Origin of the sequence: Halomonas sp. ATBC28 (assembly GCF_005937175.1) — a bacterium.
Taxonomy (GTDB): domain Bacteria; phylum Pseudomonadota; class Gammaproteobacteria; order Pseudomonadales; family Halomonadaceae; genus Vreelandella; species Vreelandella titanicae.
Genome location: NZ_VCQL01000001.1, coordinates 52757 through 74489 on the forward strand (window position 1 = coordinate 52757; position 21733 = coordinate 74489).

General features: G+C 57.6%; 20 protein-coding genes. 17 read left to right on the forward strand and 3 right to left on the reverse strand.

All coding sequences use genetic code 11. The annotated features are described in order from the left end of the window. Window positions 1-40: 40 nt before the first annotated feature. The gene (locus tag E0L35_RS00250) at window positions 41-508 is read left to right on the forward strand and encodes a RidA family protein (RefSeq protein ID WP_138799259.1); all 468 of its coding nucleotides are present in this window, start codon (window positions 41-43) and stop codon (window positions 506-508) included. Between the two features lie 23 nt (window positions 509-531). Next, window positions 532-1932 (forward strand): amidase, encoded by a 1401-nt coding sequence (locus tag E0L35_RS00255; protein WP_138799260.1) that lies wholly within the window; start codon window positions 532-534, stop codon window positions 1930-1932. Between the two features lie 13 nt (window positions 1933-1945). On the opposite strand, the gene E0L35_RS00260 is transcribed toward E0L35_RS00255, so the two are convergent. Then, window positions 1946-2995 carry a LacI family DNA-binding transcriptional regulator gene (locus tag E0L35_RS00260; RefSeq protein WP_138799261.1) on the reverse strand — a complete coding sequence of 350 codons (1050 nt, stop codon included), beginning with the start codon at window positions 2993-2995 and terminating at the stop codon, window positions 1946-1948. 194 nt (window positions 2996-3189) lie between these two features. On the opposite strand from E0L35_RS00260, the gene ltnD reads away from it, so the two are divergent. From ltnD to E0L35_RS00310, 10 genes are all read left to right on the forward strand, one after another. After that, window positions 3190-4122: an L-threonate dehydrogenase gene (gene ltnD, locus E0L35_RS00265; RefSeq protein ID WP_138799262.1), complete on the forward strand. Its 933-nt coding sequence runs from the start codon at window positions 3190-3192 to the stop codon at window positions 4120-4122. 4 nt (window positions 4123-4126) lie between these two features. Then, complete coding sequence (otnK, locus tag E0L35_RS00270; protein WP_138799263.1) at window positions 4127-5425, forward strand: 3-oxo-tetronate kinase; 1299 nt, start codon at window positions 4127-4129, stop codon at window positions 5423-5425. After that, a complete protein-coding gene (gene otnC, locus E0L35_RS00275) occupies window positions 5422-6081 on the forward strand; it encodes a 3-oxo-tetronate 4-phosphate decarboxylase (RefSeq protein ID WP_027957118.1) in 660 nt (219 codons plus the stop codon). Before otnK ends, otnC begins: the two co-directional genes overlap by 4 nt. A 43-nt stretch (window positions 6082-6124) precedes the next feature. Beyond that, the gene (gene otnI / locus E0L35_RS00280; protein ID WP_138799264.1) at window positions 6125-6922 is read left to right on the forward strand and encodes a 2-oxo-tetronate isomerase; all 798 of its coding nucleotides are present in this window, start codon (window positions 6125-6127) and stop codon (window positions 6920-6922) included. A 77-nt stretch (window positions 6923-6999) separates the two neighbouring features. Beyond that, the gene (gene denD, locus E0L35_RS00285) at window positions 7000-7962 is read left to right on the forward strand and encodes a D-erythronate dehydrogenase (protein WP_138799265.1); all 963 of its coding nucleotides are present in this window, start codon (window positions 7000-7002) and stop codon (window positions 7960-7962) included. A gap of 104 nt (window positions 7963-8066) precedes the next feature. Beyond that, the gene (locus E0L35_RS00290; RefSeq protein ID WP_138799266.1) at window positions 8067-9086 is read left to right on the forward strand and encodes a TRAP transporter substrate-binding protein; all 1020 of its coding nucleotides are present in this window, start codon (window positions 8067-8069) and stop codon (window positions 9084-9086) included. A 60-nt stretch (window positions 9087-9146) separates the two neighbouring features. Beyond that, window positions 9147-9710, forward strand: coding sequence for a TRAP transporter small permease (locus tag E0L35_RS00295; protein ID WP_009285964.1), 564 nt, complete (start codon window positions 9147-9149; stop codon window positions 9708-9710). Continuing rightward, complete coding sequence (locus E0L35_RS00300; RefSeq protein WP_138799267.1) at window positions 9707-10984, forward strand: TRAP transporter large permease; 1278 nt, start codon at window positions 9707-9709, stop codon at window positions 10982-10984. The genes E0L35_RS00295 and E0L35_RS00300 overlap by 4 nt, the downstream gene beginning before the upstream one ends. Before the next feature lie 63 nt (window positions 10985-11047). After that, window positions 11048-12508 (forward strand): aldehyde dehydrogenase family protein, encoded by a 1461-nt coding sequence (locus E0L35_RS00305; RefSeq protein ID WP_138799268.1) that lies wholly within the window; start codon window positions 11048-11050, stop codon window positions 12506-12508. 23 nt (window positions 12509-12531) lie between these two features. Continuing rightward, complete coding sequence (locus tag E0L35_RS00310; protein ID WP_138799269.1) at window positions 12532-13404, forward strand: NAD(P)-dependent oxidoreductase; 873 nt, start codon at window positions 12532-12534, stop codon at window positions 13402-13404. Between the two features lie 35 nt (window positions 13405-13439). Here E0L35_RS00310 and E0L35_RS00315 read toward each other — a convergent pair whose 3' ends face one another. Continuing rightward, window positions 13440-14090 (reverse strand): TetR/AcrR family transcriptional regulator, encoded by a 651-nt coding sequence (locus E0L35_RS00315; RefSeq protein ID WP_138799270.1) that lies wholly within the window; start codon window positions 14088-14090, stop codon window positions 13440-13442. 100 nt (window positions 14091-14190) lie between these two features. On the opposite strand from E0L35_RS00315, the gene E0L35_RS00320 reads away from it, so the two are divergent. Genes E0L35_RS00320 through E0L35_RS00330 form a run of 4 tightly spaced genes read left to right on the forward strand, consistent with a single transcriptional unit; the run spans window position 14191 to window position 19398 of the window. Beyond that, a complete protein-coding gene (locus E0L35_RS00320; protein WP_138799271.1) occupies window positions 14191-15351 on the forward strand; it encodes an efflux RND transporter periplasmic adaptor subunit in 1161 nt (386 codons plus the stop codon). Beyond that, the gene (locus tag E0L35_RS26800; protein WP_283241521.1) at window positions 15338-16966 is read left to right on the forward strand and encodes an efflux RND transporter permease subunit; all 1629 of its coding nucleotides are present in this window, start codon (window positions 15338-15340) and stop codon (window positions 16964-16966) included. The genes E0L35_RS00320 and E0L35_RS26800 overlap by 14 nt, the downstream gene beginning before the upstream one ends. Then, window positions 16933-18417 (forward strand): efflux RND transporter permease subunit, encoded by a 1485-nt coding sequence (locus E0L35_RS26805; RefSeq protein ID WP_283241522.1) that lies wholly within the window; start codon window positions 16933-16935, stop codon window positions 18415-18417. The genes E0L35_RS26800 and E0L35_RS26805 overlap by 34 nt, the downstream gene beginning before the upstream one ends. A gap of 42 nt (window positions 18418-18459) precedes the next feature. Beyond that, entirely contained in the window at window positions 18460-19398 is a 939-nt protein-coding gene (locus E0L35_RS00330) for a sensor domain-containing diguanylate cyclase (RefSeq protein ID WP_138799272.1), read from the forward strand. On the opposite strand, the gene E0L35_RS00335 is transcribed toward E0L35_RS00330, so the two are convergent. Then, window positions 19395-20156, reverse strand: coding sequence for an SDR family NAD(P)-dependent oxidoreductase (locus tag E0L35_RS00335; protein WP_138799273.1), 762 nt, complete (start codon window positions 20154-20156; stop codon window positions 19395-19397). The two genes, E0L35_RS00330 and E0L35_RS00335, sit on opposite strands and share 4 nt — an antisense overlap. 223 nt (window positions 20157-20379) lie before the next feature. Here E0L35_RS00335 and E0L35_RS00340 point away from each other — a divergent pair, with 223 nt between their 5' ends. Further along, window positions 20380-21726, forward strand: coding sequence for an aspartate aminotransferase family protein (locus E0L35_RS00340; RefSeq protein ID WP_022521640.1), 1347 nt, complete (start codon window positions 20380-20382; stop codon window positions 21724-21726). Window positions 21727-21733 lie beyond the last annotated feature (7 nt).

A 21733-nucleotide genomic window follows, 5' to 3' on the forward strand; every position in this document is an offset into this window, starting at 1 on the left:
CAGCTGGCTTAATGAAGCTAAACAATAAGGACAACGAACCATGAGTAAAACGATTGAACAAGCGGTGGCGGAGCAGGGCCTTACGTTACCGGCGATTCCAAGGCCGCGTGGCATGTTTCTGCCTTGGTCCCAGTTGGGCAGCCAGCTGTTTTTAGCCGGGCAGATTTGCGAGCGTGACGGTGATGTTCTCTATCCCGGCAAGGTGGGGGCTGAGTTCGATCTTGAAACCGGCAAGCTGGCGGCCCAGGCGTGTGCCTTGAACCTGCTGGCCTCGCTCAGCGATGCCGTTGATGGCGATTTTTCCCGCGTGGTGCGCTGCGTGCGCATGAATGGGTTCGTCAATGTGGCGCCGGGCTTTCACGATGTGCCGCTGGTGATCAACGGGGCATCAGCGCTTTTTGTCGCGCTATTTGGCGATGCAGGGCGTCACGCTAGAACCGCCATTGGGGTAGCGACACTACCCGGCAATGCGGCGGTGGAAGTCGAAGCGATTTTTGAAGTGCGTTAAGCACCCACAGAGGTACGTAAAGCATGCAGGATTCACCCATTTTTCTACCGTTGCGTGAGCAGCGCGAGCGGCTTCGGGCAGGCACGTTGACTGCTACCGCGCTGGCCGAAGCGGCAGTCGCTGCTTATCATCAGCGCGGCAAACACGACCACGCCTACCTCACCTGGAACGGCGAGCAGGCACTGGCAATGGCAAAAGCTGCCGATGCGGTGCTCGCCCAGGGTGGTGATACAGGGGCGCTAATGGGCATGGCGATATCGATCAAGGATATCTACGCCGTGACCGGGCTGCCCACTTATGCGGGCTCTTCTCAACGCCTGCCGAAGCGCTGGGAGCGCCCCGGCCCGGTGGTGAGCACACTATTGAAACAGCTGCCATCTGTGATGGGTAAAACCCACTCCGTTGAGTTTGCCTTTGGCGGCTTGGGCACCAATGCCCATTGGGGAGCACCACGCAACCCGTGGGATGCACATCAGCACCGCACGCCTGGTGGCTCAAGCTCCGGCGCGGGCGTTTCACTGGTGGGCGGTACGGCAAGTTTGGCATTAGGTACCGACACCGCCGGTTCAGTGCGTATTCCCGCCTCAATGACCGGCGTAGTCGGCCTGAAAACCACCGCCGGGCGCTGGTCGACCGAGCAGATCGTACCGCTTTCAAGCACGCTGGATACCCCAGGGTTACTGGCGCGTCGGGTAGATGACCTTGCCTTTGCGTTCGATGCGTTGGATGGCGGCCTTAGCGGTCAGGATGATCGAATGCCAGCAACACCGACGCTTGCCGGGTTGACCTTTGGAGTACCAGAAACGTTTTTCTGGGACGACTGCAGTCCAGGTATCGCGGAAACCGTACGCGGTGCCATTAAGCAGCTGGAAGCCGCCGGGGCGCGAATAGTGACCCTCGAGTTGCCCGGCATCGACGAAGCGTACGAACTCTTCAAGCTGGGCGGTGTGGCTGCGCCGGAATTGGCAGCGTTTCTAAACACCGAGCTACCCGAGATGATTGACTCCCTGGATCCTAACGTCGCCGCCCGCGTTAAAGCGGCAGATGACATGCCTGCCTGGGAGTATGTGCGTCGTCGCACGGTGCTGGACTCGCTTGCCGCCTCTGCCGCCGCTCGCATGGCCGATGTAGATGCAGTCCTTACTCCCACGGTAGCGATTACCCCGCCCACTATCGAAAGTCTCGAGCCAGAAGGCGCCTATCCCAAAGCCAACATGCATGCTCTGCGCAACACGGTGATCGCTAATTTCCTAGGCCTGTGTGCCTTAACGCTGCCGGTTGGGAAAGACGCCGCAGGTATGCCCGTTGGCCTGCAAGTGCTGGCCGGGCCGTGGCAAGACGCCAGCCTGCTGGCAATCGGTCAGGCAATTGAAAACGAGCTGGGATCAGGCTTGGAGATTCTTGGTCAACCGCCAGCGATATGAGCACTGAGACGGCCTAAGTACTCCCGCCGGTTTGGAGCGTAAAGCCCACATCGTGCTGGCGGCGGTAGACGTTTTTACCGCTTAGACGCCGGATGAGTTCTTTGGCGGCTAAGCGGCCCATCTCTTCTCTGGGTGAAAGAATGGTAGTGAGCTGAGGAGTTACGTGCTGACCAAGGGGCAGGCCGTTAAACCCGGCAATGGCGATATCCCCTGGCACGCTTAGCCCTTGACGTTGAGCCGCCAGCAGGGCGCCTGCCGCCAAGTCGTCGTTGGCAAAGTGAATGGCTTGGGTATGAGGGTATTGCACGAGCACTTGGGCCAGTCCTTCAGCGCCCGCCTGTAGGCTGCCCAGGGTATCTAGTTCCAGTAGTGGGGCGTCGATCCCTTTCTCCTTTAGTACCGCTTTATGTCCATCAAAACGCATGCTGGCGCGATAATCCTGCGAGAGCCGGGCGCCTACATAAACAATCTGGCGGTAGCCTTTGTCGAGAAGATGGTCGGCCATGCAGCGGCCTGCCGCCACGTGATCCAGCCCAACGTTAAGATCCATGCCTTTGCCCAGCTCCATCACCTCCATAATGGGGTGATCCCAGTTCGCCAGCAGCGTATGGCACGCCTTGTTATGGCGCAGCCCAGCGGTGACCAGTGCAGAGCATGACCAGCCCAGAAAAGTGCGCACCAATTGATACTCGCGGTCTAGATCGTAGTCGGTGTTACCCAGCAGTATCTGGTAGCCCTCGGCTTCCAGCGTCTCCTGCAGCCCCTTGATGACTTCCACAAACACGCTATTGATCAGTGACGGCACGATCACGGCAATCAGCCGTGATCGGGATGAAGCCAGACTACCGGCTACCAAGTTGGGCACGTAGCCCAATTGCTCTACGGCTTGTAGAACACTCAGGCGTGCACTATCGCTGACCTTATCAGGGTTGTTCAGTGCTCGAGATGCGGTAATCGGTGATACCCCTGCCGCTTGCGCCACTTGGCTGAGCGTGACTTGGTCGGAGCTTCGGCGCTGCCTGGCAGGGCTGGGAGAGGCAGCGTTGGGCGAGTCTTTAGACATTGGTCGCACGTCCCTGATTTTCAGCTTGTCGTAACGCCAACAATAATCTAAAACGAATGGTAGCGCTATCATGACAGCGCTACCATTTAGCTTCTAATTGCACTGCGACGAGAGCAACAAACACAACAACGATCTCAGCAACAGTCTCAACAGCCGTCTCAACCACTGTCTCAACAACAAAGAGGTGCCGTTAGGTGAGCCAACACGATAAGCAATCACTTCAAGTAGGTCTTATTGGCCTGGGCGCCATGGGCATGGGTACGGCCACCGCTTTGCTCAAGCAGGGATTCAATGTGACCGGGTGTGATATTTCCGCTGGGGCACGCGATGCCTTCGTGGCAGCAGGGGGGCAAAGCGTAGCCACTCCTGCCGAGCTTGCTCACTGCCATATCGTGTTGGTGGTTGTCGTTAACGGGGCGCAGGTTGAGCAAGTGCTGTTCGGTGAGCAGGGTGTGGTAAGCCACTTGGCTCGAGACAGTCTCATCATACAGTGCGCCACGGTGGCGCCCAGTCAGGCCAAACAGCTTGGTGAGCGTGTGGCGGCAGAGGGCTTGCTGCTGCTGGATGCGCCGATTAGCGGCGGTGCTGCTAAAGCCAAAAGTGGTGAACTATCGGTAATGGCATCCGGGGCAACGGAGGCATTTACCTACGCCGAAGCGGTGCTAAACGCCATGGCTGCCAAGGTTTATCGCCTTGGCGATGCGCCTGGCGTTGGCTCAAGTATGAAACTGGTCAATCAACTGCTGGCAGGTGTGCATATCGCCACCGCTGCTGAGGCCATGGCGCTGGGCATTCGCATGGGGCTCGACCCAGAGGTGATATATGACGTCATTACCCACTCGGCGGGCAACTCCTGGATGTTCGAAAACCGCGTGCCGCATATCCTGAGTGGTGACTACACGCCGCTTTCGGCGGTGGATATCTTCGTCAAAGATCTCAACATTGTGCATCAAACCGGCCGCGAGCTGGCATTGGCAACACCGGTAGCGTCCAGCGCTCTGCAGCAGTTTACCGCTGCCAGCGGTGCAGGTTTTGGTCGCGAAGATGACTCGGCAGTGATTAAAGTCTACCAGCGGTTATCGGGCATCGCGTTGCCAGAAGCTGCCAACGACGCCCAGGGAGCCTAATAAAATGGGGATGGGAGCGAACATCGTACTGGGCGCTATTGCCGATGACTTCACTGGAGCGACCGACCTTGCCAATAACCTGGTGCGCGGCGGTATGCGCTGCCTGCAGGTGATTGGCGTGCCCCAACAAGAAATCGACCTCGCTGATATCGATGCAGTGGTCGTGGCGCTGAAATCGCGTTCCTGCCCAGTAGACGAAGCCGTGGCGGACTCACTGGCTGCCCTTGAGTGGCTTCGCCAGCAGGGCGCCCGGCAGCTGTTCTTCAAGTACTGCTCCACCTTTGACTCCACCGACCAGGGCAATATCGGCCCGGTGGCGGATGCGCTGCTGGAAGCCCTGGACGCGTACCAGACGGTGATAGTGCCCGCCTTCCCGGTTAACGGCCGTACGGTCTACCAAGGCCATCTGTTTGTGGGCGACCGCTTGCTCAACGACAGCGGTATGCAGCACCACCCACTGAACCCCATGCAGGACGCGGATCTGGTGCGAGTACTCGCCCGCCAAACGCCGCACCCGGTGGGCTTAGCCAACCGCGCGGTGCTGGTTCAAGGCGCAGAGGCGACCCGCACTCACTTAACGATGCTGGCAGATCAGGGGGTTCGCCATGTGATCTGTGATTCCCTGGATGAGCAGGATCTGGATGTACTTGCCGAAGCTACGGTTGCGATGCCCTTGGTCACCGGCGGTTCAGGGCTAGGGCAGGCGTTGCCCGCCCAGTATCGTGCACAGGGCTGGCTGGGCACGATCAGTGAGCCGGGGCGTTTATCGCCTGCCTCGGGCGGGGCGCTGGTGCTCTCCGGTAGTTGCTCCCGGGCCACGCTGTCCCAGGTGGCGGATTTTCTGGCCAAGCACCCTGCTGGTGGCTTCGCCCTGGATCCCTTGGCGTTGGCTGAAGGAGGACAACAGCAGGAAGAGGCGCTGGCCTTTGCCCGCAAGCGCTTATCTCAAGAGGCGCCGGTACTGCTCTATGCCTCGGCTGATACTGAAAAGGTTAACGCCACCCAGCAAGCTCTTGGCGTTGCGCATGCGGGTGCGCTGGTGGAAAAAGCATTGAGCCAACTGGCAGTGACGCTGGTTAACGAAGGCGTGGGCCGGTTGCTGGTCGCCGGGGGCGAAACCTCCGGCGCGGTGGTCTCGGCGCTGGGCATTGCCACCCTGCGCATCGGCGAGCAGATCGACCCCGGCGTGCCCTGGGCGCAAACTTTCATGACGGGTCGCGAAGTGCCGCTGTCGCTGGCGCTGAAATCTGGCAACTTTGGTGGTGTCGATTTCTTTACCCGGGCGTTTGAGGTGCTGGTATGAGCATCCACTTGCATCGCCATCCCCAAAACAGTTTGCGGGAGCAGATCAGCACCCTGGGCAAGTCGCTGTTTGACCGCGGCCTGACCATGGGCTCTAGCGGTAATATCAGCGTGCGCCTGGACGATGGCGGCTGGCTGATGACACCCACCAACGCATGCTTGGGGCGGCTGGATCCTGCGCGGATCTCCCATCTGGATAACAGCGGCCAACTGCTGAGTGGCGATAAGCCTACCAAGGAGCAGTTTTTGCATATGGCGATGTACGAGGAGCGCCCGCAGTCCGGCGCGATTGTGCACCTGCACTCCACTCACTCGGTGGCGGTCTCTTGCCTGCCGGGCGTAGATCCCTGCGACTGCATACCACCACTCACTGCCTACTACGTGATGCGGGTGGGGAAACTGCCGCTGGTGCCGTATCACATTCCTGGCGACCCCAAACTGGGCGATGCAGTGCGGGGGTTAGCGGGCAAACACAGCGCGGTATTGCTGGCTAACCACGGCCCGGTGGTGGCGGGTAAAAACCTCGAGGCAGCGATCTACGCCACCGAAGAATTGGAAGAAACCGCCAAGCTCTACCTGTTGTTAAGGGGCGAAAACCCGCGAGGGCTAACGCCGGAACAGGTGGCGGAGCTGGAAGCGCGCTTTCCACGGGATTAACGACGTACTTAACAATGACGTACTGAACAACAAGAGCACCACGATGATTCGATTAGCCGCCAACCTCAGCATGCTGTTTAACGAGCACGCCTTTATGGATCGCTTTGCCGCTGCTGCGAAGGCGGGCTTTAAAGGCGTTGAGTACCTGTTCCCGTACGCCTATGCCGACGATGAGTTAAGAGATGCGCTGAACAAGCACCAACTGGAGCAAGTGCTGTTTAATCTGCCGCCAGGTGATTGGGATGCAGGTGAGCGAGGCTTGGCGAGCTTGCCGGGTCGAGAAGGAGAGTTTCGTGACTCGGTGATTGAAGGGCTACGTTACGCCGAGGCGCTCAACTGCCCTCGGGTGCATGCCATGGCGGGGCTGCTCCCGGAAAATGCCGATGCCGCGACCCAGGCTGAACACCACGCCACCTATATCCGCAATCTGCATTTTGCTACGGAAGAGGCGGCGAAAGTTGGCCGAGAGATACTGATCGAGCCGATTAATACGCGCGATATGCCCGGCTTTTTTCTCTCTCGCCAGGCCCAGGCCATGGCGGTATTGGAAGAGGTTGGGGCAGAAAATCTAAAGCTACAGTTTGATCTCTACCACTGCCAAATTATGGACGGCAACTTGATTCGCCACCTTGAGCGCCAGTTCAGCTCCATAGGGCATATTCAAGTCGCAGGCGTACCCGGGCGCCACGAACCGGATGTGGGGGAGGTGCGTTACCCGGCCATCTTCGAGCGCTTAAGCGCGCTGGGCTATAGCGGCTGGATCGGCTGCGAGTATCGCCCCCAGGCCGACACTCGCGCGGGGCTGGGGTGGGGCGAGGTGTGGGGCCTAATCACACACTGATCGGCACTCTCTAATCGACACTCACTGATCTGCCCCAACTGAATGAACAATAACAACACTACAACAGGATCCTCACGATGCATATTGCCATTACCGGTGCTGCTGGGTTTCTCGGCCAGCGTTTAGTCAACCAATTACTTGAACGTGGTGAGCTTCGCCAGCAGCCTATTACGCGCTTGACACTGATTGACCAGATCGAAGCGCCGCAGCCTGCAGCGGAAAGCGTTGCTGTGACATCAGTGGCGCTGGATATTACCCAACCCGACGCACTGGATAGCGTGTTAGAGCAGCGACCTGATGTGATCTACCACCTGGCGGCGGTCGTAAGCTCCGCCGCAGAAGCCGATTTGGAACTCGGTATGCGGGTTAACTTCGATGCCACACGGGCGCTGCTGGAAGGTTGCCGGGAGCAGGAGCTATCCGATACTCGCTTGATTATGGCCAGCTCCGTGGCGGCCTACGGCGGTGAGTTGCCGGAGGTACTGGATGATATGACGGCACTCCATCCGCAAAACTCCTACGGTGCACAAAAAGCCATGTGCGAGCTGCTCATCAACGATTACAGCCGCCGAGGGCTCATTGATGGTTTAGTGCTGCGCCTACCGACGATTGTGATTCGACCCGGCCGCCCTAATGCTGCGGCCTCCAGCTTTGCTTCCAGCATCCTACGTGAGCCGCTCAAGGGCGAAGAGGCGGTTTGCCCGGTGCCTACCGAGCTGCCGATGTTTGTGATGTCACCGGGCAAAGTGGTGGCGGCGCTGATTCATGGTGCGGAAGTGCCGAGCGAAGCCCTGGCCTCTTTTCGCGCCTTTATGCTACCCGGCATTACCGTCACGGTGGCCGATATGCTGGCAGCACTGCGCGATGTGGCCGGCGAGAAAGCGCTTTCGCTGGTACGCCATGAGCCTGACCCGCGCATTGAAGCCATTGTGGCGAGCTGGCCTGCGCGTTTTGAAACCGCGAAAGCCAAGCAGCTTGGTTTTGTGGGCGACGACAACTTTAAACAGATTATTGATGCGTTCGTTACTGAACCGTCGTGAGTTCCGGCCTGCCACCCGAGGTAGGCAAAAGCCTGGGGCGACGCTAGCAATAGCGTGTGTCGCTCCACACTCCACCCTCACAACAACATAAAGAGGGCACTTCAATGACTAAGCAACACTCTACAAAGACACCCACAATTACACGCCATGCCCTGGTGGCGGCGATTAGCGGTATTGCTACCGTTGGCATTGCACTACAAGCCCATGCGGCGACGGAAGTGAACCTGGGGCACACCCTTTCTGATAGCTCCCACTACTCAGTGGGTGCAGATGCCTTTAAAGAGGCGCTGGAGCGTTTGTCTGATGGCGAATTTAAGGTAACCGAGCACACCTCGGGGTCACTGGGCGGCGAGCGGGAGATGATCGAAGGTTTGCAAATTGGCACTGTCGATGTGGTGATTACCTCCACCGGCCCGCTAGGTAACTTCGTTCCCGAAACCTATGTGCTCGACCTGCCGTTCCTGTTCGAAAACTACGACCAGGCGCGCTGCGTGCTGGATAGTGAGCTTGGCGACGAGCTACTGGAAAAAATGGGCGATCACGATTTGATCGGCCTGGCTTGGACAGAGAATGGCTTCCGCCATTTGACCAATAGCCAGAGAGAAATTGCCACACCAGCAGATGCCGAAGGCCTGCGCGTTCGCACCATGGAGAACGAGGTGCATCAGGAGGCTTTCCGTCAGATGGGTGCTCGGCCAACGCCGATGGCCTTCCCGGAACTGTTCACGGCACTTCAACAGGGTACCGTCGATGGCCAGGAGAACCCGATTACGGTCATCGTCGCCACCAACTTCTGGGAAGTGCAGGATTATCTCTCATTAACCGGGCACGTCTATTCGCCGGCCATCGTCCTGGGGTCGCCGATTCTGCTAGATGGCTTAAGTGACGAAGAGCGTGGCTGGTTTAGGGAAGCTGCTGTCGCATCTGCTGAAGCAACCCGTGAAGAGGTCTCGCGGCTAGAGCGTGAAGGCGTGGCGCTGCTGGAAGAGAATGGTATGACGGTAAAGACCGACATTGATGTTGCTCCTTTCCAGGAAGCGGTTCAGCCCGCCTATGAGATATTTACTTCTGAGTACGGCACCGAAATGCTGGAGCGCATTCAGGACAAAGCCAGCAGTTGCTGAGCGCTTCTTCCTCCCCGGCCTTCGGCGTAGCCGGAGGCCGCTTTGGCATGGTGATCTCTTATGCTAGCGGTATTTCTTCGTTTTGAGCATCAGTTAACCCGGCTTGCAATGCTGATTGCAGTGGTGATGCTGGCGATATCGGTAACCCTCAGCTTTTATCAGGTGCTCACCCGCTTTGTGTTTAACGCCCCTTCTACCTGGACGGAAGTCGCCTCCCGCGCTGCCATGATCTGGTGCGTATTTATGGCCGCTGCCGCCACCTTTCGGGGCGGTTACATGATGGCGGTGGAGGTCGTTTATAAAGTGGTACCTGCGCGTTTTCTCACTCTTTTAGAGGTGCTCATTGTGGTGTGCTGCCTGCTGGTGCTTGGGGTGCTGATCCATTACGGCATCCAAATGACGATGCGGGTGAGCAATCAAACAATGTCGGGAATGAATATTTCGATGTCGTGGGCCTATGCGGCGATTCCCACGGGTTCAAGTTTTGCCATTGTGGCTGTTGCGGCTCGGCTTTTAGCGCAGCTCAGTGGACGTGAAAAGGTAGGGCCGGAGAATAGCGAAATTACTCCTGAGAAGGCGTTGGTTGAAGATGGCCATCTCCCTAAAGGAGGGGCGCAGTCATGAATATGGTTATTGGCCTGTCGCTGATCATTCTATTCACCTTCGGCGTGCCGATCGCGATTTCGATTATCCTGGCGTCAATTATCGGCATCGAATTCTTTACTCGCTTGCCACTGTTGCTGGTGCCGCAGCAGATGTTTATCGGTATTGATAAATTCCCGCTCATGGCGATCCCATTTTTTATTCTTGCCGGGAATTTGATGGCCGCAGGGGGCATCTCCCAGCGCTTGGTGGACTTAGCCAAATCTATCGTGGGGAAGGTGCAGGGTGGCTTGGCCATGTCCTGCGTACTGACCTGCATGATGTTTGCGGCGGTGTCAGGCTCCAGTGTGGCCACCACCTTCGCGATTGGCGCCATCCTGATTCCGGCGATGGTGAAACATGGCTACCCAAAGCCATTGGCTGCCTCCATTCAGGCGTCATCCGCTGAGCTGGGTGTGCTTATACCCCCGTCGATTCCTCTCATTCTGTATGGCGTGAGTACCGATACGTCCATTGGCCAACTGTTCCTCGCCGGCATTGGCCCCGGCATATTGATTGGCAGCGCGCTGATACTCTTTCTCTACCTGTTTTGCAAGGTGCGCGGTTACGGCAAGGACGACTATAAAGACAGCACCGGATTTATGATCTCGGTAAAGCGTGCCTGGGTGGCCATGCTAATGCCGGTGGTCGTGATTGGCGGTATCTATGGCGGGATATTTACCCCGACTGAAGCCTCCGCCGTGGCCGTGTTTTTTGCCCTGATCGTGGGCGGTTTCTACTACCGTGAACTGAAGGTCGATGACCTGTGGCCGATTATGCGCCAGAGCGTGATCTCTACCGCCGCCGTTATGTTGATTATTGCCGCGGCCTCGCTATTTAGTTTTCTGCTTAGCCGCACGGGGCTACCTGCACAAATCGCCACCCTGGTCACCAATACCATCAATGATCCTCTGATGTTTTTGCTGGTGGTCAATGCATTGCTGTTGGTTGTCGGCATGTTTATCGAAACTTCCGCCGCTATTCTGGTGTTGGCACCGATATTGACCCCGATTGCAATGCAGTTTGGCATCCACCCCGTCCATTTTGGGCTGGTGATGGTGGTTAATCTGGCGCTTGGCATGATTACGCCGCCGCTCGGCGTAAACCTCTTTGCTGCCTGTGCGGTTGCCAAAATCTCGATCGATCAAATGCTGCCATGGCTGGTGCGCTTTGTGCTGGTGGTATTGGCCTGCCTAATGGCGATTACCTATATGCCGTGGATTTCCATGGGGCTGGTGACTGCTTTTTACGGTTAATTTTTTACTGAATCCTGTCGCTTTTTAGCATTACCCGAACAATGACAATTAAAGGAGTGCGATATGCAAGATGCATTAGTGTTACCGCCTCAGCAGGCGCTGATTGGTGGTGAGTGGGTTGATACGGCCACTACCTTACAAGTAGAAGCACCAGCTTCGTGTGAGCCTTTGGCACGTATAGCACGTAGCCAGGAGGGTGACGTTAAGGCAGCCGTTGAGTCGGCACACCAGGCGTTTTCCGGCCAATTGGGCGAGTGGGCGAGTTGGTCTGCCCGGCAGCGCAGCGAATGGTTGCTACGCTTTGCAAATATTATCGAGGCGCATCACGAGCAACTGGCACAGCTTGAGTGTGCTGATACCGGGAAGCCCATGACTCAAGCCAGGGGCGATATTGGTGCCTGCGCACGCTACTTTCGCTTCTATGGCGGTGCGGCGGACAAGCTCCACGGTGAAACCATCCCCTTTGAGACCGACTTCGCGGTCATGACCCTGCGTGAGCCCTACGGCGTGTGTGCGCAAATTATTCCCTGGAACTACCCATCGCAGATCTTCGGGCGCTGCGTAGCGGCGGCGCTGGCCGCGGGTAATACCGTTGTGCTCAAGCCCGCGGAGGATGCCTGTTTAAGCGTACTGCGTTTAGCGCAACTGGCAGTGGATCATGGCCTTCCGGCGGGTGCACTCAACGTGGTGCCAGGGCTTGGTGCTGAAGCGGGCGCTGCCCTTGCTGCCCACCCAAACATTGATCATCTCTCCTTTACCGGCTCGCCAGAGACCGGCACCCATGTCGCCCAGGCGGCCGCGCAGCACCATGTACCCGTCACCCTGGAACTTGGCGGTAAGTCTCCCCAATTAGTGTTTGCCGATGCGGATATTGATGCCGCGCTTCCTGCGGTGGTGCGCGGCATTATTCAGAATGCCGGGCAGACCTGCTCCGCAGGCAGCCGTTTGCTGGTGCAGCGGGAGATCGCTGAGAGCGTGGTCGCTAACCTCAGCGAGCGCTTCGCTGCACTGCGCTGTGATGCAGGCGAAGCGGATGCTGACTGCGGCCCACTGATCAATGCGCGTCAAAAAGCCAAGCTGGAAGCGCGCTTGGCGGCCGCCGAAGCCGACGGTATTCGCGTGGCAGCAAAAGGTCAGTTAGCCGCAAGCGCGCCAAGCGGCGGCCACTTCGTAGTGCCTCAACTACTCACCGATATTCCCGAAGGGCATGAAGTGCTTCAAGAAGAGTTGTTTGGCCCAGTGCTGGTGGTGCAGGTGTTTGAGGACGAAGCGGAAGCTCTGGCGCTGGCTAATGCTACCGATTTTGGCCTCTGTGCCGGTATTTGGACGCGCGATGGTGGTCGCCAGCTCCGTTTGGCCAAAGGTATTCGCAGCGGTCAGGTATTCATCAATAACTACGGTGCCGCCGGTGGTGTAGAGCTACCATTTGGTGGCGTTGGGCGTTCCGGCCATGGCCGAGAGAAAGGCTTTGAAGGTCTGCGTAGCTATACCCGAATTAAGACGGTTGCTATCAAGCACGACTAATCACCATTAATGGAGCAATGACAATGACAACATCTCGCCAGGTAGGCATCGTCGGCGTAGGCCTTATGGGCCATGGGATTGCCAGCAGTCTGCTGCGCGCAGGCCACCAAGTCAGCTTTCTCAATCACTCGGGCAATCAGCCCGTAGATGACCTGCTGGCCGCCGGTGCTACCGCGTTGAATTCAGGCCGAGAGGTAGCACAGAGCGCTGAGGTGGTGATTCTGTGCGTGACCGGCTCACCCCAAGTAGAAGCGGTGCTATTTGAACCTAACGGCGTTTTGGAAGGGATAACGCCCGGTAGTATCGTGGTGGATTGCTCCACCGCCTTGCCCAGTTCAACAGAAAACGTCGCTGCCAGAGTCACAGAGGCTGGCGGGCGCTTTATGGATGCCGCCATGACGCGCACCCCCAAAGAAGCGGCTGAAGGGCGGCTCAACTTGATTGTTGGTGCGCCGAAGGCACTGTTCGATGAAACGCTGTCTCTGCTGCAGGGCTTTGCCGAAAATATTGCCCATGCGGGCGATGTGGGCGCGGGGCATACCCTTAAACTGCTGCATAATTTTGTGTCGCTTGGGTTTTCTGCGGTATTGGCGGAGGCCACTGTCGCTTCACGTAAAGCGGGCATCAGCGATACCGCCTTGCTTGAAGTGCTTGGCGCAGGCGGCGGCGGTGGGGTAGTACTCGAGCGGCTGCGCCCCTATATCGCTGACAATGACCCTTCAGGCTTTAAGTTTAGCGTTGCCAATGCCAGCAAAGACCTCGGTTACTACCATACGATGACCGAAGACCTTGCCGTGGAGGGTGGTATCGCTAAAGCCGTCCGCAACTTATATGAATCGGTAGAGGATCAAAACCTGCCAATACCGGCGCTAATCGGTGTGCTAGAACGGCGTTAAAACAGATCGTGATTTTTCAATGGGCTGTGTTTGGTCTATGCATTTCCATACGCCGCCAAAAACACATCCACGGCGCTATTGACCTGGCGATGAAGCTCTTCATCGCTGGGGAGATGGCGAACGCCCATACGGACTTCTGTGACCAACATGCCTTGCCACATACTGCACAGGTGGTTGGCGGCAAGCGTGGGGGCGCTAAGCGTTAAATGCCCGGTTTGGGCTAGTCCCTCCAATTTCTCCTGCAACCACTGCTTAGTGGCCCACGGGCCTGCCTCAAAAAAAGCCTGTAGCAGCTCAGGGTGCTGCTCTCCTTGAGTATTCATCACCCGCTCAACCGCCAGGACATGGGGCTCTAATAAAAAGTGCACTAAGCTCACGCCGACGTCGATCAGTGATTGGCGAACCCCCTCGTGGGTGTCGGGCAGCTTATCTAATCCCCTGCGGATGGTTTCCGTTTCGCGCCGTATCACACTGCCAAACAGTGCCTCTTTGGTCGCAAAGTGGCCGTATACGGTGACTTTGGAAACCCCCGCTTCCCGGGCAACGGCTTCCATCGTTACCCCCTCTAAACCGTGGCGAAAAAACAGACACGCCGCCGCATCCATCATGGCATCCCGTTTAACCATATCCTTGGGTCGGCCAGCGCGGCGCTTTGGTTCAGGCGATGTATGTTGGGGCTCTGTCATTCGGTGCAATCCGGGCTATTGAGTAAATAAATATTGAACGTGAGCGTACAAATATTATAGTGAACGGTATCGTTCAAGAATAAACCATTTCGAGGCCAACATGGGCACTCCTCTAAAAACTTCCTGGAACCACCGGTTTCGCGGCACGCTGGCGGCGCTGTTGATGGTAGGTGCCACACTGGCGACGGTATTTTCTCTCTCCAGTCAGCACAGCAGTGCTCAGCAGGCCCGCCAGCAAGGCGCTGATAACGCCCTGTTACAGGTGTCGACCAAGGCCCTGGAGCAAGCCGAGCAACTGCAACGCGATGTGCGCTTAACCGGACGTGTGGTGGCGCGCCAGTCGGTATCGCTGGCGTTCGAACCCGCGGGGCGGGTTAGTGCTGTGTCAGCAGACAGAGGCGATGCGGTTGCACAGGGGGATGTGCTTGCCACGCTGGATACCCGTCGATTGGAAAGCCGCTTAGCGGAGGTAGCTGCACGCAGTGAAGAAGCCCGTGCCAGCCTCGCCCTGGCTCAGCGCCAGGAGGAGCGTGAAGCGCAGCTAAACCAGAATAACTTTGCCAGCCGCACGGCGCTGGATCAGGCCCGGACAGATCGACTGACCCTCCAGGCTCGCCTGGCGGCGCTGGCAGCCGAGCGCGATAGCTTTACCGCCGATTTGGATGACAGCACGTTAAAAGCGCCCTTCGGCGGACGAGTGATCGAGCGCCATGTCAGTGTCGGCAGCTTGGTGAGTAGCGGCACTACCGCTTTCGATCTTATCGATGTCGAGCAGTTAGAAGCGCATCTTGGCCTACCCGCAGCGCTGGCCGCGACGTTTACGCCAGGTGAAGCCGTTGAGCTGATGGTGAATGGTGAGGAAGTCAGCGGTAAGGTACGTGCTCGGCTCCCCCAGGTTGATAGCGACAGTCGCACCCAGACGCTGGTGGTGTCGCTGGAAACCCCAGACCATGCCGTGCCCGGCGATCTGGCAGAGCTGCGCTACAAGATCACAGAGCCCGCAAACGGATACTGGGTGCCGTTGGATTCCCTGCAAGCCGCCGACCGTGGCCTGTGGAACGTATTGGTGGCCGAGCCGTTAGAGAACGATCACTACCGTGTGGCCCAGGCCAGCGTGGAGCTATTGCATAGCGAAGGAGACCAGGCCTTTGTACGCGGCACGCTGGCGTCGGGCATGCGGCTGATTACCGGTGGCACCCACCGTGTAACGCCAGGTCAGCAGGTCACGCTAAGCGAGGAAGTGGCCTATGAAGCGCCTTGAGTGGTTATTTAACCGTCGACTGTTAGCGCTAGCCCTGGGCCTTCTCGTTGTCGCCGGGCTGTCGGCCATTCAAACGCTGCCACGCGCGGAAGACCCCCATTTGGTGGCGCGCATGGCCACCGTGCTTGCGCCTTTTCCTGGCGCCACCCCCGAGCAGGTCGAAGCTTTAGTGGCGCGTCCCATTGAGGATGAGCTACGCACCATCGCTGAGATTAACGTGCTGGAATCCACCTCACGCCAGGGCATTGCGGTGATTAGCCTTGAGCTTGAGGATGCCGTGACCAATGTAACGCCGGTGTGGAGCCGCGTGCGCGACAAGCTGGCCGATGTCGCCCCTACCCTGCCTGACGGCGTGCAAACGCCGGAACTGCTGGATGATCGGGGCTACGCATTTAGCATCGTGGCCGCATTGCGCTGGACACTGGATACCCCGCCCAATCCCCAACTGATGGAGCGCTACGCCGAGCGTTTGGAAGCAGCGTTTAGAAACGTCCCTGGCACAGAGTATACCCACCGCTTTGGCGTGGCGGGGGAGCAGGTTGAGGTGAGGGTTAACCCGCTTGAACTGAACGCCTTGGGGCTCTCCGTCGGGCAATTAGCGGCCACTATTGAGGCAAGCGATGGACGACGTACCGCTGGTGAAGTGGTCACCGACGGCCACCGGCTGACAGTGGGGCTAAGCGGTGAGTTTGATGCGCTCGATAGGCTACGCGAGATAGAAGTGACGACTCGGCAGGGGCACACCGTAAGACTTGGCGAGTTGGCTGAGCTACGCCGGGGCGTGCAAGACCCGCCCGCCGCAGTGGCACTGCTTAACGGCGAACGAGCGGTGTATGTCGGCGCACGCATGGCACCCGGCCAGCGAATTGATAGCTGGGTGGAAAAAGCACAAGAGCAGTTGGCGGTGTTCGCCGATGAATTGCCTGTCGGCATCGCGGTTGAAGAGGTTTTCGAACAGGCCAGTTACACCAACCAGCGCTTAAGTGACGTGGCTGGCAGTCTGCTGATGGGGTTAGCGCTGGTGGTGGCGATCCTGTTCATCACCATGGGCTGGCGCTCGGCGGTGACGGTGGGGTTGGCGATCCCCGCCACGGCTCTGCTCACCCTGGCGTTCTTCAAGCCGCTGGGTATCGATATTCACCAGATGAGTATTACCGGTATTATCGTGGCGCTGGGGCTGATGGTCGACAATGCCATTGTGATGACCAACGCCCTGCGCGAGCGCTTTTTGAAAGGTGATTCAGCGCTTGCCGCTACCCGGGACACATTACGCCACTTAGCGGTGCCGCTGCTGGCCAGCACCTTAACCACCATATTGGCGTTTATGCCGATTGTGTTGATGCCAGGCCCTGCGGGGGAATTCGTAGGGCCCCTGGCCATGGCGGTGATGGTCGCACTGGTAAGTTCTTATCTGGTTTCGTTGCTGCTGGTGCCTGCGCTGTCACCCATGCTGTTAGCCAGGGTCGCTGATAAACCTCCAACGCCTCGAAATAACGGCGTCAGTGGGATGCTCAAGCGCGGCTTCCGCCGTACGGTACGCAGCGCGCTGCGTCACCCCTGGGCCGCCATGATCATCACCCTATGTGTGCCGTGCCCGTGGGTGGCATGGCGTTGATGCCCACGCTGGACGTGGCGTTTTTTCCTCCCGCAGACCGCGACCAGTTTCACATCGAGGTGCGCCTGCCCCCCGCCAGCAGTATGGCCAACACCGAAGCACTGGCCCATGAAGTCGATGCCATGATTCGTGAGCTGCCGGGCATCACCCGCGTCTCGGCGTTTGTCGGTGAAAGCGCGCCAATGATGTACTACAACGTGCTTACCAATGAGGATAACAACCCGGCATTTTTGCACCTGATTGTGGACACAGCGTCTTTACAAATCACTAATGAACGGGTGCCCGCCTTACAGCAGGCGCTTGATCGGCGCTTCCCCCAGGCCCAAAGCGTAGTGCGCAAGTATGAGCAGGGGCCGCCGTTTAAAGCCCCCATTGAGCTACGTGTCTATGGTGATGATCTAGCAGTGCTGTCATCGCTGGGACTTGAGCTAGCGGGCCTAATGCACCAACTGCCTCAGGTGACCCATGTGCGCGCTGGCATGCAGCGTGATTTGCCCAGGTTAACCCTGGATATCGACCACACCGCACTGAGTGATGCGGGGCTAACGCCGCAGCGGCTAGCGGAACAAGTGGGGGCCGCGCTCTCGGGGCAATCGGCAGGCATGCTGCTGGAGGACACCCAGCAACTGCCTGTGCGGGTGCGCTACGCCGATGAGTGGCGCACTAACGCCGAACAGCTGGCGGCGCTGCGCCTGGTCAGCGATCAAGTAGCTGATGGACTGCCACTGGCGGTGGTGGCAGAGGTGTCACTCACGCCTGCCTGGAGCGTGATTACCCGCCGTAACGCTGAACGGATGCAGTTGGTACAAGGGTACCTGGTGGCCGACGCTCTTCCGGCGGTCTCCATGGCTCAGTTGGATGCCAAGCTTCAGGCAGCGTTGGCGTCGGGGGCGTTTCAATTGCCCCCTGGTTACCGAATCGAAACCGGTGGTGAAGCCGCCGAGCGAGATGATGCCGTGGGCAAGTTGCTTGCCTCGGTGGTGCTGCTGGTCATAGCCATGGTGGCCACCGTGGTATTGGCATTTAACTCCTTTCGGCGGGCCGCCATCGTGTTTATTGCCGGCGCCCAGGCGATGGGCATGGGCATTGTGGCGCTGCTACTAAGCGGGCATGCGTTTGGCTTTGTGATTATCGTCGGCATTATGGGGCTGGTAGGGGTAGCGATTAATGCCACTATTATCATTATTGCTGCCTTTGATGACGATGAAGCCGCCCGCCGAGGCGATATCGATGCCATGCTGGCGGTGATCAGTGGCCCCACCAGTCGGCATATCGTTTCGACCACGGTCACTACCTTTGCAGGCTTAATTCCGCTGATGTTGGCTACCGGTGGGCTATGGCCACCATTCGCGCAAACCGTTGGTTTTGGACTGCTCTTAGCGACGCTAGTGTCGTTTTTCTTTACCCCAGCGCTTTACCGGCTATGGATATCACGGCCAACTGACGTTTAGCACCGTGATCTCACGACTATTTTACAAGGATGCGTAAATAGCATGTACCAGCACTATGCGAGACCAGGGCAGGACGCCGATGGTGAAGAGCCAGGCCATGCGGTGGCCATTCTCAGTGTTCAAGGAAGTGCGCCTGGAGTTCATATTGTCGACGTTAATACCGACTATCAGCGACTCTGGGGTGGCAGCCGTGAAGAGTGGCTGGGAGCAGCGCCTATTATTGTTCAGCAAGAGGCAGCTAACCGGCAAATTTTTGACCAGTTGCACGATGCACTGAATCCCTTGCTCAATGATGCGGAAAGTTTTTTTGAGGGTATTGGTGGGCTGGAAGTCAATCGCCGCCATGATGGGTCGCGTCGCTATGTTGAATGGCGAATTACGGCGATGGGTGTGCGCCACAATGACACCATTACACTAGTGTTAACCCAGCGCAATGTGACCGAGCAGATGGAAAAAGAGGCGCAGCTTGAGCGGCTAGCAACCACCGATATGCTAACGGGGCTAGTGAATAGGGCGCAGTTTGATGCGGTACTGAAAAGCGAGGTCAATCGTCAACATCGCTATGCTCGACCGCTCTCTTTGATCATGTTGGATCTCGATTATTTTAAGCAGATCAATGATCGCCACGGGCACGATGTCGGTGATCAGGTGCTGGTAGCGCTTGCCGATTTACTTAAGTGCACTCTACGTAAAGCGGATTGTTGCGCACGCTGGGGTGGTGAAGAGTTTATGTTATTAGCCCCTGAAACCTCCCTTGAGCAGGCGGTGCGCCTTGCTAACAAAATTCGAGATGCGATTAAGCACACCGCTTTTCCTATTCAAGGCAGTGTCACGGCCAGTTTTGGTGTCGTCGAGGTGCATTCGCAAGATTCGGTCAAAAGTTTAATGGAACGGGTGGATAACGCCCTTTACCTTGCGAAAGAGGAAGGGCGTGATCAAGTTTCAACGGGTGGATTATTGCCTTCTGCTAAGCAATCTTAATCTTGGTCGCGATCAATCGCAAACGCTGACCATGCTTGGCGAACGGTCATAATTTCCAAGCGATTGATGTTGATATGGGCGGGCAGCGTGGCCAAGTAGTAAAGCTGCTCGGCGATATCTTCCGGTTGAAGTGGCGTCGTACCCCGGTAAAGTGCATCCGAAGCGGCCTGGTCGCCTTTAGTTCTGACCAGTGTGAACTCGGTTTCTGCCATGCCGGGTGCCAGGTCAGTAACCCGCACGCCAGTACCTAACAGATCGCAGCGTAGGTTGTAGCTGAACTGCTGGACAAAGGCTTTCGACGCGCCATACACATGCCCGCCCGGATAGGGCCACTGCCCCGCTACGGAACCGAGATTGAGAATGCTCGCGCCTTTACCGGTTTTCAGCAGCAGCGGTAGCGCCGCGTGAGTGACGTTGACCAACCCGGTGATATTGGTGTCGATCATGGTGTGCCAATCCTCCAGCGCCACCTTTTGCGCTGGTTCCGGTGCCAGGGCTAACCCCGCATTATTGATTAAACACGTCAGCGGCAGAAACGTTTCCGGTAAGTTGCTAATGGCGTCAGTCACCGCGTCACTATCGCGGACATCCAGCGCCAGCGTTAGCACGGGCACCTGCTTGGAAAGCTCCTCCTCAAGTGCTTTGAGGCGCTCTACGCGTCGCCCGGTTAAAATCAATGACCAGCCCGCTTTGGCAAAGCGCTGGGCAGCCGCTTTACCAAACCCTGACGTCGCTCCGGTAATAAGTACGCTAGGCATTGCAATCTCTCCACGTTATTTAAATGATTAAAAGGCGATGGGGCGAGTTCTGACATCACTGTAAGCAACGCTGGTTCAAGCCTTTAGAGCCAGTTCGTGCCCGTTACTGTGACATCACTCGTCTGTCCCTCTGGTATGTAACGACTGGCCCTACAGCCTAAACGGTTGACTCACTAGGCTGGCAAGCACGCTATTTCTTAACGGATTACTTAAGGTGCTTGCTATGAATACCAATATTGCCGCTTCACATCCACCCGAAAGCGGTGTGGATAATACTTATGTACACACCTTAGATCGCCAGTATGTGTTCCACTCCTGGGCACAGCAAGGCAGTTTAGACCCCATGGTGATTGCAGGGGCTGAAGGGTGTCGCGTATGGGACTATGTGGGGCGCTCGTATCTGGATTTTAGTAGCCAGTTAGTCAATACCAATATCGGCCATCAGCATCCCAAGGTGGTCGGTGCGATTCAAGCCCAGGCCGCGAGCCTGTGTACCATTGCCCCCGCCCATGCCAACTTGGCTAGGGGCGAAGCGGCCAAGCGCATTATCGCCAAAGCGCCCGCTGGGTTTAGTAAGGTGTTTTTCACCAATGCGGGCGCGGATGCCAATGAAAATGCCATTCGTATGGCGCGTCTTTATACCGGGCGAAGCAAAATACTATCCGCCTACCGCTCCTATCACGGCAATACCGGTTCAGCGATTGCCGCCACCGGTGATTGGCGGCGGGTGCCCAACGAGTACGCCAGTGGCCACGTGCACTTCTTCAACCCTTACCTTTATCGCAGCGAGTTTTGGGCGCGCAATGAAGAGGAGGAGTGTGAGCGGGCGTTGCAACACCTGCGCCGGGTGATTGAGTGCGAAGGTGCTAACGCGGTCGCGGCCATCCTGCTGGAAACCATTCCCGGTACGGCTGGCGTACTTTTGCCTCCGAAGGCGTATCTTCAGGGCGTTAGAAAACTCGCCGATGAGTTCGGTATTGTACTGATTCTTGATGAAGTGATGGCTGGCTTCGGCCGCACGGGCCGTTGGTTCGCTTTTGAACATTATGACATGGCGCCGGACTTAATCGTCTTCGCCAAAGGGGTGAACTCGGGCTATGTGCCTGCCGGGGGCGTGATTATTTCTGAACCCATCTCACGCTATTTCGATGACCACTTCTTTGTCGGCGGTCTGACGTATTCCGGCCACCCGCTGGCAATGGCGGCGATAGTCGCGACCCTGGATGCGATGGAAGCAGAAGGCGTGGTTGCAAACGCTGACTCGGTGGGTAATGGCCCGTTAGCCGCAGGGTTGCAACAGCTTGCCGAGCGATACGCCATCATTGGTGATTGGCGGGGCGTTGGTGTGTTTCATGCTTTGGAGCTCGTCAGCGACCCGGTTTACAAAACGCCACTGCCAGGGGCGGAAGTGCTGCAACTCAAGCAGCAATTAATGGAAAACGGCCTGCTGGTCTTTACCGTTGAGAACCGCATCCATGTGGTGCCGCCGTGTATCGTGACGGCCGCTGAAGTAGAGGAGGGTTTAGCCATTTTGGATCGCGTGCTGAAAAACTATACGGCATCACGCTAGATGGGCG

Coding starts and splice junctions, on each gene's coding strand:
- E0L35_RS00340 (WP_022521640.1), top strand. CDS start 20,380: ATGAATACCAATATTGCCGCTTCACATCCACCCGAAAGCGGTGTGGAT.
- E0L35_RS00250 (WP_138799259.1), top strand. CDS start 41: ATGAGTAAAACGATTGAACAAGCGGTGGCGGAGCAGGGCCTTACGTTA.
- E0L35_RS00290 (WP_138799266.1), top strand. CDS start 8,067: ATGACTAAGCAACACTCTACAAAGACACCCACAATTACACGCCATGCC.
- E0L35_RS00255 (WP_138799260.1), top strand. CDS start 532: ATGCAGGATTCACCCATTTTTCTACCGTTGCGTGAGCAGCGCGAGCGG.
- E0L35_RS00300 (WP_138799267.1), top strand. CDS start 9,707: ATGAATATGGTTATTGGCCTGTCGCTGATCATTCTATTCACCTTCGGC.
- E0L35_RS00295 (WP_009285964.1), top strand. CDS start 9,147: ATGCTAGCGGTATTTCTTCGTTTTGAGCATCAGTTAACCCGGCTTGCA.
- E0L35_RS00330 (WP_138799272.1), top strand. CDS start 18,460: ATGTACCAGCACTATGCGAGACCAGGGCAGGACGCCGATGGTGAAGAG.
- denD (WP_138799265.1), top strand. CDS start 7,000: ATGCATATTGCCATTACCGGTGCTGCTGGGTTTCTCGGCCAGCGTTTA.
- E0L35_RS00320 (WP_138799271.1), top strand. CDS start 14,191: ATGGGCACTCCTCTAAAAACTTCCTGGAACCACCGGTTTCGCGGCACG.
- E0L35_RS26805 (WP_283241522.1), top strand. CDS start 16,933: ATGTGTGCCGTGCCCGTGGGTGGCATGGCGTTGATGCCCACGCTGGAC.
- otnK (WP_138799263.1), top strand. CDS start 4,127: ATGGGGATGGGAGCGAACATCGTACTGGGCGCTATTGCCGATGACTTC.
- E0L35_RS00315 (WP_138799270.1), bottom strand. CDS start 14,090: ATGACAGAGCCCCAACATACATCGCCTGAACCAAAGCGCCGCGCTGGC.
- otnI (WP_138799264.1), top strand. CDS start 6,125: ATGATTCGATTAGCCGCCAACCTCAGCATGCTGTTTAACGAGCACGCC.
- E0L35_RS00310 (WP_138799269.1), top strand. CDS start 12,532: ATGACAACATCTCGCCAGGTAGGCATCGTCGGCGTAGGCCTTATGGGC.
- E0L35_RS00335 (WP_138799273.1), bottom strand. CDS start 20,156: ATGCCTAGCGTACTTATTACCGGAGCGACGTCAGGGTTTGGTAAAGCG.
- E0L35_RS26800 (WP_283241521.1), top strand. CDS start 15,338: ATGAAGCGCCTTGAGTGGTTATTTAACCGTCGACTGTTAGCGCTAGCC.
- otnC (WP_027957118.1), top strand. CDS start 5,422: ATGAGCATCCACTTGCATCGCCATCCCCAAAACAGTTTGCGGGAGCAG.
- E0L35_RS00305 (WP_138799268.1), top strand. CDS start 11,048: ATGCAAGATGCATTAGTGTTACCGCCTCAGCAGGCGCTGATTGGTGGT.
- E0L35_RS00260 (WP_138799261.1), bottom strand. CDS start 2,995: ATGTCTAAAGACTCGCCCAACGCTGCCTCTCCCAGCCCTGCCAGGCAG.